This window comes from Streptomyces sp. ICN903 (genome assembly GCF_022015835.1).
GTDB lineage: Bacteria > Actinomycetota > Actinomycetes > Streptomycetales > Streptomycetaceae > Streptomyces > Streptomyces fenghuangensis.
Window position 1 is genome coordinate 1 of sequence record NZ_JAKMAY010000167.1, and the last position, 12835, is coordinate 12835.

10 protein-coding genes are annotated in these 12835 nt (G+C 72.9%); 5 read left to right on the plus strand and 5 right to left on the minus strand.

From position 1 onward, the window contains the following. Window positions 1-44: 44 nt before the first annotated feature. Window positions 45-896, plus strand: coding sequence for an LPXTG cell wall anchor domain-containing protein (locus L7D48_RS17620; RefSeq protein WP_237880407.1), 852 nt, complete (start codon window positions 45-47; stop codon window positions 894-896). 130 nt (window positions 897-1026) lie between these two features. Here the strand turns inward: L7D48_RS17620 and ppc are convergent, their stop codons facing one another. Then, complete coding sequence (gene ppc, locus L7D48_RS17625; RefSeq protein WP_237880414.1) at window positions 1027-3756, minus strand: phosphoenolpyruvate carboxylase; 2730 nt, start codon at window positions 3754-3756, stop codon at window positions 1027-1029. A gap of 338 nt (window positions 3757-4094) precedes the next feature. Between ppc and L7D48_RS17630 the strand changes: the two genes are divergently transcribed. The 3 genes from L7D48_RS17630 (at window position 4095) to L7D48_RS17640 (ending at window position 6367) form a co-directional block, all read left to right on the plus strand. Further along, a complete protein-coding gene (locus L7D48_RS17630; protein WP_237880408.1) occupies window positions 4095-5105 on the plus strand; it encodes a fatty acid desaturase in 1011 nt (336 codons plus the stop codon). A gap of 7 nt (window positions 5106-5112) precedes the next feature. Next, window positions 5113-5781, plus strand: a complete 669-nt coding sequence (locus L7D48_RS17635) for a TetR/AcrR family transcriptional regulator (RefSeq protein ID WP_237880409.1) — start codon at window positions 5113-5115, stop codon at window positions 5779-5781. Window positions 5782-5872: 91 nt separating this feature from the next. Beyond that, entirely contained in the window at window positions 5873-6367 is a 495-nt protein-coding gene (locus tag L7D48_RS17640; protein ID WP_101258685.1) for a MarR family winged helix-turn-helix transcriptional regulator, read from the plus strand. A gap of 33 nt (window positions 6368-6400) precedes the next feature. On the opposite strand, the gene L7D48_RS17645 is transcribed toward L7D48_RS17640, so the two are convergent. From L7D48_RS17645 to galT, 4 genes are all read right to left on the minus strand, one after another. After that, window positions 6401-7153, minus strand: coding sequence for a response regulator transcription factor (locus L7D48_RS17645; protein ID WP_237880410.1), 753 nt, complete (start codon window positions 7151-7153; stop codon window positions 6401-6403). Window positions 7154-7557: 404 nt separating this feature from the next. After that, entirely contained in the window at window positions 7558-8730 is a 1173-nt protein-coding gene (gene galK / locus L7D48_RS17650; RefSeq protein ID WP_237880415.1) for a galactokinase, read from the minus strand. Between the two features lie 41 nt (window positions 8731-8771). Beyond that, complete coding sequence (galE, locus tag L7D48_RS17655; protein WP_237880411.1) at window positions 8772-9776, minus strand: UDP-glucose 4-epimerase GalE; 1005 nt, start codon at window positions 9774-9776, stop codon at window positions 8772-8774. Then, entirely contained in the window at window positions 9773-10897 is a 1125-nt protein-coding gene (galT, locus tag L7D48_RS17660) for a galactose-1-phosphate uridylyltransferase (RefSeq protein ID WP_237880412.1), read from the minus strand. Before galT ends, galE begins: the two co-directional genes overlap by 4 nt. A gap of 119 nt (window positions 10898-11016) precedes the next feature. Between galT and L7D48_RS17665 the strand changes: the two genes are divergently transcribed. Next, window positions 11017-12690 (plus strand): sodium:solute symporter family protein, encoded by a 1674-nt coding sequence (locus L7D48_RS17665; protein ID WP_237880413.1) that lies wholly within the window; start codon window positions 11017-11019, stop codon window positions 12688-12690. Window positions 12691-12835: the final 145 nt, after the last annotated feature.

The window sequence follows — 12835 nt, forward strand, 5'->3', positions numbered from 1 at the left end:
CCCCACACGTCCAAGATGTCCCCCGCCACCGAAGGTGGTAGTTCATGCGCATTCTCACTTCCACGCGTGCGGCAGCGGTGGCCGCGGCCGCCTGCATGGCGCTTGCTCCGGCCGCCCCCGCTTTCGCGACGGGTTCCTCCTCCCCCGAACTGCGTCAGCCGCTGCCCCTCACCGCGGTCGAGTTCGAGAAGGGCGAGTGCCCCGAGAGCATCCCGGCCGACAAGGACGGCTGGCACTTCGTCCTGCCGGGCAACAAGGCCGAGTTCGTCGAGCTGACGGTCACCTTCGAGCCCGGTGGCACCCAGACGATCACCGAATTCGACGTCTTCGGCAAGCCGTTCGGCAAGCACGCCTACGTGGCCTCCGAGCCCGGGGCGAAGCTCGTCGACATCGAGGCCGAGATCAAGGGCAGCGTCAAGGGCGACAAGTTCAACCTGTCCCACACCTGCCCCGCCACCGACACCACCGGCGGCTCCACGGGCGAGACGACCGAGGGCGCCACCGGTGAGACCACCGAGGGCACCACCGGTGGCGGCGAGGAGACCACCGGCGGCAGCACGGAGGGCACCTCCGAGGGCACCACGGGCGAGACCACCGAAGGCACCACCGGTGAGACCACCGAGGGCACCACCGGTGGCGGCGAGGAGACCACCGGCGGCACCGAGGGTTCCACCGGTGAGGGCTCGACCGGTGAGACCACCGAGGGCACCACCGGCGACGAGGCCACCGAGGGCGTCGCCGGCGGCGAGGAGCCGGGCGAGACGACGGGCGAGGGCGGCAACCTGGCCGAGACCGGTTCCGAGGCCCCCGTCGCCGCGCTCGCGGCGGCCGCCGCCGCACTGCTGGGCGCCGGCTCGTACCTGGTGATGCGCCGCCGCAAGGCCACCCAGGGCTGATTCCCAAGGGCCCTGCGCGAGGCGCACGGCCGCGGACAGGACGAAGGGTCCCTCTCCCACCCGGGAGAGGGACCCTTCGCCGTTCACTCGTACGCCCGCGGCCTCACCGGTGCGAGGCGCGAGGCGCGCGTCAGCCGGTGTTGCGCAGGCCCGCCGCGACGCCGTTGACCGTCAGCAGCAGGGCGCGGCCCAGCAGCGGATCGGGCTCCTCGCCGCGCTCGGCGGCCTCGCGCTGCCGTGCCAGCAGCGTGACCTGGAGGTAGGAGATCGGGTCCAGGTAGGCGTCGCGGATGGCGAAGGTCTGCTTGAGGACCGGCTGGGCGTCCAGCAGTTCCCGCTCGCCGGTGATCCGCAGCACCTCGCGCACCGTCAGCTCGTGCTCGGCCTCGATGGTGGCGAAGATGTGCCGCAGTTCGGCCGGCACCAGCGTCTCCACGTAGTGCCGGGCGATCCGCAGGTCCGTCTTGGCCAGCGTCATCTCGACGTTGGACAGGAAGTTGCGGAAGAAGTGCCAGCGCCCGTAGGCCTCGTCCAGTACGCCGTCGAGCCCGGCCTCGCGCGCCGCCTTCAGGCCGGTGCCGACGCCGAACCAGCCGGGCACGATCTGCCGCGACTGGGTCCAGCCGAACACCCACGGGATCGCCCTCAGCCCGTCCAGGCCGGCGCCGGAGTCGGGGCGGCGCGAGGGGCGGGAGCCGAGGTAGAGGTCGGCGAGCTGGTCCACGGGGGTGGAGGCGAAGAAGTACGCGGGCAGGTCCGGATCGTCCACCAGTGCGCGGTAGGCGCTGTGGGCGGCCTCGGAGACGGTGTCCATCGCCGCGTCCCAGCGGGCCAGCGCCTCGTCGGACTGGCGGGGCGCGGTGTGCAGGGCGGACGCCTGGAGGGTGGCGGCCACCGTCTGCTCCAGGTTCTCCCGGGCCAGGGAGGGGATGAGGTACTTGTCGGAGATGACCTCGCCCTGCTCGGTGACCTTGATCTCGCCCTCCAGGGTGCCCCAGGGCTGGGCGAGGATCGCGTCGTGGGTGGGGCCGCCGCCGCGGCCGACGGTGCCGCCGCGGCCGTGGAACAGGCGCAGCCGCACCCCGTGGCGGTGGGCGACGTCGCGCAGCCGCCGCTGGGCCCGGTGGATCTCCCACTGGGAGGTGGTGATGCCGCCGAACTTGGAGGAGTCGGAGTAGCCGAGCATGACCTCCTGGACATCGCCGCGCAGGGCGACCAGGCGCCGGTAGGAGGGGTCGGACAGCATCGAGTCCAGCAGCTCGTCGGCGATGCGCAGCTCGTCGGTGGTCTCCAGCAGCGGCACGACGCCGATGCGGGCCCAGCCGGCGTGCAGGTCGATCAGGCCCGCCTCGCGCGCGAGGACGGCGACGGCGAAGACGTCGTCGGCGCCCTGGCACATGGAGATGATGTAGGACTCGATGACCTCGGGGCCGAAGGTGTCCAGCGCCCTGCGGACGGTCTGGAAGACGCCGAAGGTCTTGGCTCCGGCGGCGTCCAGCGGCGCGGGCTGCGGGGCCAGCGGGCGGCGGGAGCGCAGTTCCTTGGCGAGCAGCCGCCGCCGGTAGTCGCGCGGCATGTCGGCGTAGCGCCAGGACTCCTCGCCGAGCCGGTCGAAGAGCTGCCCGAGGGCGTGGTGGTGCGCGTCGGCGTGCTCGCGCACGTCCATGGTGGCCAGCTGGAGGCCGAAGGCGCCCAGGGTGCGCATCACGCGCTCCAGGTGGCCGTCGGCGACCAGCGAGCCGCGGTGCTCGCGCAGGGAGTTCTGGACCAGCTCCAGGTCGGCCAGGAGTTCGCCGGTGCCCAGGTAGTCGCGGCCGGGTACGTGCGGGTCGCCCTCGGCCAGGCGCTCGCGGGTGTTGAGCAGCTTCTGCCGGATGCAGGTGACCTTGAGCCGGTAGGGCTCCTCGGCGTTGAGCCGCTTGTAGCGGGGGCTGATCTCCGGCAGGAGTTCGAGGTCGCGCTCCAGGGACTCGCGCAGCTCGTCGGTGACGCCGCTGATGCGGATGGAGTTGGACAGGGCCGCGCGCAGTTCGTCGACGTGCTCCAGGGCGTCGGTGATGCCGTGCTCGTGCTGGAGCAGCAGCACCTCCCAGGTGACGGCGGGGGTGACGTTGGGGTTGCCGTCGCGGTCGCCGCCGATCCAGGTGCCGAAGGTCAGCGGGCGGGTGGCGGGCGGGAGCGGCGCTCCGGCGCGCTCCAGCTCGGCGGCGAGGTCCTCCAGGACGTCGCCGACGGCGTCGCGGTGCAGTTCGTCGAGGTAGTAGACGGCGTTGCGCGCCTCGTCGGCCGGCTCGGGGCGGGCCACGCGCAGCTCGTCGGTCTGCCAGATCAGGTCGATGTTCTCGGCGAGCCGCAGGTCGGTGCGGCGGCGCTCGTTGGGGTCGGTGTTCTCCAGCAGCTCGGCGACCTTGCGGAGCTTGGTGAGCACCGACCGGCGGGCGGCCTCGGTGGGGTGGGCGGTGAAGACCGGGCGCACGCCGAGGTTCGCCGCGGTCTCCCGCAGGTGGGCGGGGTCGGCGTCCTTGAGCATGTCCGCGGTGCGGGCGAGGTTTCCGCCCTCGGCGGCGCGCCGGGCGCGCAGTTCACGGCCGCGGTGGACCTGCTCGGTGACGTTGGCGAGGTGGAAGTAGGTCGAGAAGGCCCGCACGAGCTTGGTGGCCGTGGCGAGGTCGGTACGGCTGAGCAGGGCTGCGGCGGCCTCGCCGTCGGTCCTGGTCAGGGCGCGTACCCGCTCGACGAGCTCCAGCAGTTCGGCGCCCTCCTGGCGGACGAGCGTCTCGCCGAGGAGGTCGCCCAGCCGGCGGATGTCGGCCCGCAGGGCGGCGCTGGTCTCGGCACGGGCTTCGGGTGTGGCCTCCAGGGGGGCTTCGGGGGCGCTGGGTTCCTTTCGGGCGTCCGGGGTACCCGGACGGCCCGCCGGGGGGACCTCCCCGGCCGGGGAAGGGTTCTTGCCAACCGGGTTCGGGGAGGTGTCGGCACTGCTCACAGGTGCGGCTCCTTGCGGCGATGCTTCTGGCAGGTCACGGACCGCGTTGTCCGACGACCCCCAGGATATGCCGCCTCCGGGGTGCGTGGATCATCCAGTCCACCATGCGGCCCTCTTGCCCCCACACTCATGACTGCCATACTTACGATTGCGTAGGTTACGGGACCGTAAGTAACGCACCCCCGTCCCCCAGCTTCAAACGAGAGTTCTCTATGACGATCAGTCCGGACGTGCTTCGCACGAAATCCCAAGACACAGCGGGCACAGCCGAATCCGCCGCGGCGTCCGGGGATCCGCTCCCCTCGGCCACGCTCGGCGGCGAGCAGCGCCGTTCCGTCGAGCAGATCACCCTCCTGCTGTTCATCACCGTCCCCTTCGTCGCCCTGGTGGCCGCGGTTCCGCTCGCCTGGGGCTGGGGGGTGAGCTGGCTGGACCTCGGGCTGCTGGTCGGCATGTACTTCCTGGGCTGCCACGGCATCACCATCGGTTTCCACCGCTACTTCACCCACGGCGCCTTCAAGGCGAAGAAGCCGCTGCGCGTCGCGCTGGCGATCGCCGGGTCGATGGCCGTGGAGGGTCCGCTGGTGCGGTGGGTCGCCGACCACCGCAAGCACCACAAGTACTCCGACGCCGAGGGCGACCCGCACTCCCCGTGGCGCTACGGCGAGACCGTCCCCGCCCTGCTCAAGGGCCTGTGGTGGGCCCATGTGGGCTGGATGTTCGACGAGGAGCAGACGCCGCAGCACAAGTACGCCCCGGATCTGATCAAGGACCCGGTCATCCGCCGCGTCTCCCGCCAGTTCGTGCTGTGGACGGCCGTGTCGCTGGCCCTCCCGCCGGTGGTCGGCGGGCTGGTCACGATGAGCTGGCAGGGTGCGCTGACCGCGTTCTTCTGGGGCTCGCTGGTGCGGGTGGCACTGCTGCACCACGTCACCTGGTCGATCAACTCCATCTGCCACGCGGTGGGCAAGCGCCCGTTCAGGTCGCGTGACCGCTCGGGCAACGTGTGGTGGCTGGCGGTGCTCTCCTGCGGGGAGTCCTGGCACAACCTGCACCACGCGGACCCGACCTGCGCCCGGCACGGCGTCCTGAAGGGCCAGATCGACTCCAGCGCCCGGCTGATCCGCTGGTTCGAGAAGGCCGGCTGGGCGTACGACGTGCGCTGGCCGTCGCGGAAGCGGATCGACGCCCGCCGCCGGGAGGAGGCCGCCGAAGCGGCATGATGGAGGAGTGGCGACCGACGACAGCAGTACCAAGGGCAGGCACTCAGGCTCCACCCGGCGGACCCGCCGCCGGATGACGGGGAAGGAGCGCCGCGAGCAACTGCTGGACATCGGTCGCGCGCTCTTCGCCGAACGCGGCTTCGAAGGCACGTCGGTGGAGGAGATCGCGGCGAAGGCCGGGGTCTCCAAGCCGGTGGTCTACGAGCACTTCGGCGGCAAGGAGGGGCTGTACGCGGTCGTGGTCGACCGGGAGATGCGGCGGCTGCTGGACATGGTGACGGGGGCACTGACCGGCGGTCATCCGCGTGAGCTGCTGGAGCAGGCGGCGTTCGCGCTGCTGGACTACATCGAGCAGTACACCGACGGGTTCCGCATCCTGGTGCGGGACTCGCCGGTGGCCCAGTCGACGGGCACCTTCGCCTCGCTGATCAGCGACATCGCCACCCAGGTGGAGGACATCCTGGGTCTGGAGTTCAAGGCGCGCGGCTTCGACCCGAAGCTGGCCCCGCTGTACGCGCAGGCCCTGGTGGGCATGGTGGCTCTGACGGGCCAGTGGTGGCTGAACGCCCGCAAGCCCGACAAGCCCGAGGTGGCCGCCCATCTGGTGAACCTCGCCTGGCACGGGCTGGACGGCCTGGAGCCCAAGCCGCGCCTGATAGGCCACCGCCGCAGCTGAGCCCGTCCGGGGGCCGGCGGGGTCCGGGGGAACCCACTCACTCTCTTGATGTCAAGAGACTTCACATCGACAGAACTACTACACTGTCCGTATGGAGGACGAGGTCGACCGACTGGTGGCAGCGTGGCGCCGTGAGCGCCCCGATCTCGACGTGGAGCCCCTGGAGGTGCTCAGCCGGGTCAGCAGGCTCGCCCGCCACCTCGACCGGGCCCGCCGCATCGCCTTCGCCGAACACGGGCTGGAGCCCTGGGAGTTCGACGTGCTGACCGCGCTGCGCCGGGCCGGCGCCCCCTACCAGCTCTCCCCCGGCCAGCTGCTGACCCAGACCCTGGTCACCTCCGGGACCATGACCAACCGCATCGACCGGCTGGCCAAGAAGGGGCTGGTGGAGCGGCTGCCCGACCCCAGCGACCGGCGCGGCGTACTGGTCCGGCTGACGGAGGCCGGGCGCGACCGGGCCGACCGGGCCCTGGCCGGGCTGCTGGAGCAGGAGCGGGCCATCCTCGCCGAGCTCCCCTCCAGCCGGCGGGCGGAGCTGGCCGGGCTGCTGCGGCAGCTCACCGCGCCCTTCGACAACGTCCCCTGACACGTCCGTGACACGGGCCCGGCGCGGGCGGGGCTACGTCGTCACATGCTCCAGGTCCACCGGGCCGACGCCCGCCTTGCGGGCCAGCGCCACCGCGGCCAGCGTGGAGTGCACCCCCAGCTTGCCCAGCACGTTCTGCATATGGGTGCGGACGGTGTGCGGGGAGAGGTACAGCCGCTCGGCGACCGCCTTGCGGCCCAGCCCGGCCACCATGCAGCGCAGCACCTCGTGCTCGCGCGGGGTCAGCGACTCCACCAGCCGCTCGCTCTCGGTGCGGTGCCTGCGCGTCGCGGTCAGCTCGCGCAGCACCCCGGTCAGCAGGGCGGGCGGCAGATGCGTCTCGCCGCGCAGCACCCCCCGGACCACCTGGAGCAGCCGGGAGAGCGAGCACTCCTTGGCGACCCAGCCCGACGCGCCGGCCTGGAGCGCGGCGGCCGCGCGGCGCGGGTCGTCGCGCTCGGCGAGCACCACGGTGCGGGCCTCGGGGTGGTCGGCGTGGACCCGTGCGACCAGGGCGATGCCGCCGGCCGCGGCCGGCGCGTCGGCGGTGGCCGGACCGAGCGCCGGCGCCTCGCCGGCCTCCGGCACAGCGCCCCCGAGATCGGCGTCGACCAGCAGGACGTCGAAGCGGCGGCCGTCGGCCGCCGCCCGTTCCAGGGCGCGCAGCGCCGCGGGGCCGCTGCCGGCCGCGGCCACCTCGACGTCCTGCTCCACCGCGAGTGCCGCGGCGAGGGACTCGGCGAATATGCGGTGGTCGTCCACCACGAGAACCCGGATACGTTGCACGCACACCCCCTGCCGCCGAAAGGCCCGCCGCGCCCGGGCGCGGCGCCCGGTGCGGGACCGGGCGGGCCGCACGCCCGCCGCCGTGCCCCTGCTCGTACCCAGCCCCCGTGCGCCGCATCCGGCGTGTGCCGCCCCCTGATGCGCACCGGCCCCCGGCGGCCGGTGCCGTCCATCAGCGTACGGCCGGGGTACGGCCCGGGAGGGCGATTGTCGAAAACCGACCGGCCCCGCCGTCCCCGGCGACCGGACGTGCGCGATCGGTGGCGCCCGGCGCGGCGCGGGCCGACCGCTTCCGACACACCGCGGTCACCGCGCCGCGCGGCACCCGGCACACCGAACCGGCCGCCGCACCGGCCGCCGCACCGGTCACCGCGCCGCGCGCCCGGCCCGTGGGCCGGGCGCTCTCAGCCGTCCAGCCGGCGCGCTCCCGCCGAGGGGACCGCCTCGAACAGCCGCGGGGCCCGGTGGCCCGCCGCGTCGAAGGCGTCGGCGACAGCCGTGCCGATCTCCTCCGCGCCGGCGGCCTCCACCAGGACGATCGCGGAGCCGCCGAAACCGCCGCCGGTCATCCGGGCGCCCAGCGCGCCCGCCGCGTTCGCCGTCTCCACCGCCAGGTCCAGTTCGGGGCAGGAGACGGCGAAGTCGTCGCGCAGCGAGGCGTGTCCGGCGGTCAGGACCGGGCCGATCGAGCGGGGGTCGCCCGCGTCGAGGAGGCCGGTGACCTCTTCCACCCGCCGGTTCTCGGTGACCACATGGCGCACCAGGGGCCGCAGCGCCGGATCGGCCAGCCGGGCCAGCGCCGCTTCCAGCTCCTCGTGGGGGACGTCGCGCAGGGCCGCCACCCCCAGGGCCGCCGCGGCCTCCTCGCAGCCCGCCCGGCGCCGGGCGTACTCGCCGTCGCCCAGCGCGTGCCTGACGCGGGTGTCCACCACCAGCAGCCGCAGGCCCTCGGCGGCCAGGTCGAACGGGATCTGGCGGGCCGCCAGGTCCCGGGTGTCGAGGTGGAGGGCGTGCCCGGCCGTGCAGCAGGCCGACGCCATCTGGTCCATGATCCCGCAGGGGACGCCGACGAAATCGTTCTCGGCCCGCCGGCAGAGCAGGGCGATCCGCTCGGGGGCGAGCCCCAGGCCGTACAGGTCGTTCAGGGCCACCGCCGTGGCGACCTCCAGCGCGGCCGAGGAGGACAGGCCCGCGCCGGTGGGCACATCGCTGCGGATGTAGAGGTCCGCGCCCCCCTCCCGGCCGGACAGCAGGCCGGCCTCGCGCAGCGCCCACACCACGCCGGCCGGGTACGCGGCCCAGCCGTCGGCCGCGCCGGGGGCGAGCTTCTCGGCCTGCAGGCGCACCGTGCCGCCCGACACCTCTGCCGAGTGGAGGCCCAGCACGCCGTCGTCGCGGCGGGCCGCCGCCACCCGGGTGGTGTGCGGCAGGGCCAGCGGCATGACGAAGCCGTCGTTGTAGTCGGTGTGCTCGCCGATGAGGTTGACGCGGCCCGGCGCGGCCCAGATCCCGGCGGGCTCGCCGCCGTGGACCGCGCGGAAGCCGTCGGCGGCCTCCGCCGTCTGGGCCGCGTTCAGCGCCTCCGCCTCGGCCTCCGCCTCGGGGTCCAGTGGCCCGTTCACGTTCCGCTCCCCTCGCCGCCGGCGGAGTCCAGCGCCCTGCCCCGGGCGAAGGCCCAGGCGTCGGCGACGATGTCCTTCAGGTCGGTGCGCGAGGGCCGCCAGCCCAGCCGCTGCCTGGCCCGCTCCGCCGAGGCGACCAGGAACGCCGGGTCACCGCCTCGGCGCGGCGCCGTCTTCTCCGGGACGGGGTGGCCGGTGACCTCGCGGACGGTGCGGATCACCTCGCGGACGGAGAAGCCGCTGCCGTTGCCCAGGTTGCACACCAGGTGCTCACCGGGCGCCGCGGCGTCCAGCGCCAGCAGATGGGCCTCGGCGAGGTCGGCGACGTGGATGTAGTCGCGTACGCAGGTGCCGTCGGGGGTGGGGTAGTCGTCGCCGTAGACCGAGATCGCCTCCCGCTGCCCGAGCGCGACCTGGAGCACCAGCGGAATGAGGTGCGTCTCGGGGTCGTGCCGCTCGCCGAGGGTGCCGTGCGCGCCGCGGTAGGCGCCGGCCACGTTGAAGTAGCGCAGCGAGACGGCGGCCAGGCCGTGGGCGGCGCACTCGCCGGCGATCATGTGGTCGACGGCGAGCTTGGAGGCGCCGTAGGGGTTGGTGGGGGCGGTGGGCGCGTCCTCGCGGATGGGGATCTCCTCGGGCTCGCCGTAGGTGGCGGCGGTGGAGGAGAAGACCAGGGTGCGCACCCCGGCCCCGCGCATCGCGTCCAGCAGCGCCATCGTGCCGCCGACGTTGTTGTGCCAGTACTTCTCGGGGTGGACGACGGACTCGCCGACCTGGGAGCTGGCCGCGAAGTGCAGCACCGCGTCGTAGGAGGCGTCCAGCCAGTCGGCGGCGTCCTGGACGCGCCCCTGGACGAAGTCCGCGCCCGCCGGCACGCCCGCGCGGAAGCCGGTGGACAGGTCGTCCACCACCGTCACCCGGTGTCCGGCCTCCAGCAGGTGCGCCGCGACGACGCTTCCGACGTAGCCGGCCCCGCCGGTCACCAGATACGTGCCGCTCACCGGCTCGCCACCTCCCGCAGTCGCCGCGCCGCGGTCTCGGGCGGCACGTCGTTGATGAAGACCCCCATGCCCGACTCCGAGCCCGCCAGGTACTTCAGCTTCCCGGACGTGCGGCGGATCGTGAAGAGTTCCAGGTGGAGGGCGAAGTCCGTCCGTCCGGCCCAGTCCTTTCCCCCGTCCGGGCCCAGCGGCGCCTGGTGCCAGCCGGAGATGTAGGGGGTGGGCGGCTCGCCGGGGCCGAAGATCCGGTCGAAGCGCCGCAGCAGCTCCAGGTAGACGCCGGGGAACTCGGCGCGGGCGTCCTCGCCCAGTTCCGTCAGGTCCGCTACCCGCCGCCGGGGGTACAGGTGCACCTCGTACGGCCAGCGCGCGGCGTGCGGCACGAAGGCGGCCCAGTGGCCGGTCTCCAGCACCACACGCCGTCCGTCGGCGCGCTCGGCGGCCAGGACGTCGTCGAAGAGGTTGCCGCCGGTGCGTTCCCGGTGGGCGGCGGCCGAGCGCAGCGTCTGCTCGGTGTGCGGGGTGACGAAGGGATAGGCATAGATCTGGCCGTGGGGGTGGCCGAGGGTGACGCCGATCTCCCGGCCCCGGTTCTCGAAGCAGAACACCTGGCGCACGCCCGGCAGCGCCGACAGTTCGGCGGTGCGGTCGGTCCAGGCGTCCAGGACCAGGGCGGCCCGTTCCTCGGTGAGGTCGGCGAAGGAGGCGTCGTGGTCGGAGGTGAAGCACACCACCTCGCAGCGCCCGGCGCCCGGGGCCCGGAGGAACAGGCCGCTTTCGTCCTCGGCCTCCGCCGGCCCCGGGGGGCCGGCCAGGGAGGGGAAGCGGTTCTCGAAGACGGCCACCTCGTAGTCCTCGGCCGGGATCTCCGTCAGCCTGCCGTCACGGGACGGGCACAGGGGGCACTCGTCGGCCGGCGGGTGGTACGTGCGGGCCTGGCGGTGCGCCGTGACCGCGACCCATTCGCCGAGCAGGGGGTCGTGGCGGATCTCCGAGGCGGTGGCGACCGCGTCCAGGGGACGCCGGTCCACGGCGTCGCGTCCCGTGGCACCGCGGTCACCGCGAACGTCGTAGTACACGAGTTCGCGGCCGTCGGCGAGGCGGGTCGGGGTCTTTTTCACGTGGGGTCTCCCTATACTGCGACCCAAACATAATCGAACATAAAAAACCATGAGTGAACATTGACGTCAAGGGGCCTCCCCCCACAGCGGCCCCGTCACGCCACGGAGGCGACCTGCTCATGCCGTCGTACCAGTTGGCCCAGGATCTTCGGCTCCCCACGAACGCCCTGGACTACACGATCCTGGCCATCTACTTCCTCGTCGTCCTCGGAGTCGGGTTCGCCGCCCGGCGCAGCATCAAGACCAGCCTGGACTTCTTCCTCTCCGGCCGCTCGCTGCCCGCCTGGGTCACCGGCCTCGCCTTCATCGCGGCGAACCTCGGCGCGCTGGAGATCCTGGGCATGGCGGCCAACGGCGCGCAGTACGGCGTCTACACCGTGCACTGGTACTGGGTGGGCGCCATCCCGGCGATGGTCTTCCTCGGCCTGGTGATGATGCCCTTCTACTACGGATCCCGGGTGCGCTCGGTCCCCGAGTTCCTGCTGCACCGCTTCGGGCCCTCGTCACACCTGCTCAGCGGCATCCTCTTCTCGGCCGCCTCGGTGCTGATCGCGGGCGTCAACCTCTACGCGCTGGCCATCGTGCTGGAGGCGCTGCTGGGCTGGCCGCAGTGGGTGTCCATCGTGGTCTCGGGCCTGTTCGTGCTGCTCTACATCACCCTGGGCGGCCTGTCCTCGGCCATCTACAACGAGGTCGTGCAGTTCTTCGTGATCCTGGCCGGACTGATCCCGCTGACCGTCCTCGCCCTGATCCGCGTGGGCGGCTGGAGCGGGCTGAGCGACTCGCTCACCGCCTCGCAGGGCGACAACTTCGTCTCCGCCTGGGGCGGGACCGGCATCGGTTCGGACAACCCGCTGGGCGCCAACTGGCTGACCATCGTGCTCGGCCTCGGCTTCGCCCTGAGCTTCGGCTACTGGACGACGAACTTCGCCGAGGTCCAGCGCGCCCTGTCGGCCAAGAACCTCTCCGCCGCCCAGCGCACCCCGCTGATCGCCGCCTTCCCCAAGATCTTCATCCCGGCGATCGTCGTCATCCCCGGTCTGGTCGCGCTGGTGGTGGCGCCGGACATCGGACCGGGAAGCGGACTGGAGTACAACGAGGCGGTCCCCCTGCTCATGCGCGACCTGCTGCCCAACGGCGTGCTGGGCATCGCGGTGACCGGCCTGCTCGCCGCCTTCATGGCCGGCATGGCCGCCAACGTCTCCGCCTTCAACACCGTCTTCACCAACGACATCTGGCGGCCCTACCTGGTCAAGGGCCGCCCGGACTCGTACTACGTGGTCACCGCGCGGGTGGTCACCGCGATCGGCGTGCTGCTGGGCATGGGGACGGCGTTCATCGCGGCGACGTTCAGCAACATCATGAACTACCTCCAGACGCTGTTCTCCTTCTTCAACGTGCCGCTGTTCACCGTCTTCATCATCGGCATGTTCTGGAAGCGGATGACGGCCGCGGCCGGTTTCTGGGGGCTGCTGGCGGGCACCGTCGCGGCGATGGTCAACTACTTCTGGTTCTACCGGGGCGGTCTGCTCGACATCCCCACCGACCAGGGTGCCAACTTCGTCTCCGCCATCGTCGCCTTCGTCGTGGGCACGCTCGTCGTCGTGGTCCTCACCCCCTTCACCAGGCCCAAGCCCGTCGAGCGGCTGGCCGGCCTGGTGTACGGCACCCGGGCCCCCGGTGTGGCCGAGCCCCCGGCCGAGGGCGACGAGGCCTGGTACCGCAGGCCCGCGCTGCTGGGCTGGGGCGCGATCATCCTCGCCGCCCTCTGCTACCTCCCCTTCTCCTTCTGAGCGCCCCGCGCACCGCACAGCGAAGGATGTGATCCACCGTGACGAACGACGGCAACGGCAGCAACGAGGGCCACGGCGGCGACGGTGCGGGCGGTCCGCACGGCGCCCACGAGTACCGCGGCCCCTCGAACCCCCGCACCCCCTC

Coding starts and splice junctions, on each gene's coding strand:
- L7D48_RS17620 (WP_237880407.1), top strand. CDS start 45: ATGCGCATTCTCACTTCCACGCGTGCGGCAGCGGTGGCCGCGGCCGCC.
- L7D48_RS17630 (WP_237880408.1), top strand. CDS start 4,095: ATGACGATCAGTCCGGACGTGCTTCGCACGAAATCCCAAGACACAGCG.
- L7D48_RS17640 (WP_101258685.1), top strand. CDS start 5,873: ATGGAGGACGAGGTCGACCGACTGGTGGCAGCGTGGCGCCGTGAGCGC.
- L7D48_RS17665 (WP_237880413.1), top strand. CDS start 11,017: ATGCCGTCGTACCAGTTGGCCCAGGATCTTCGGCTCCCCACGAACGCC.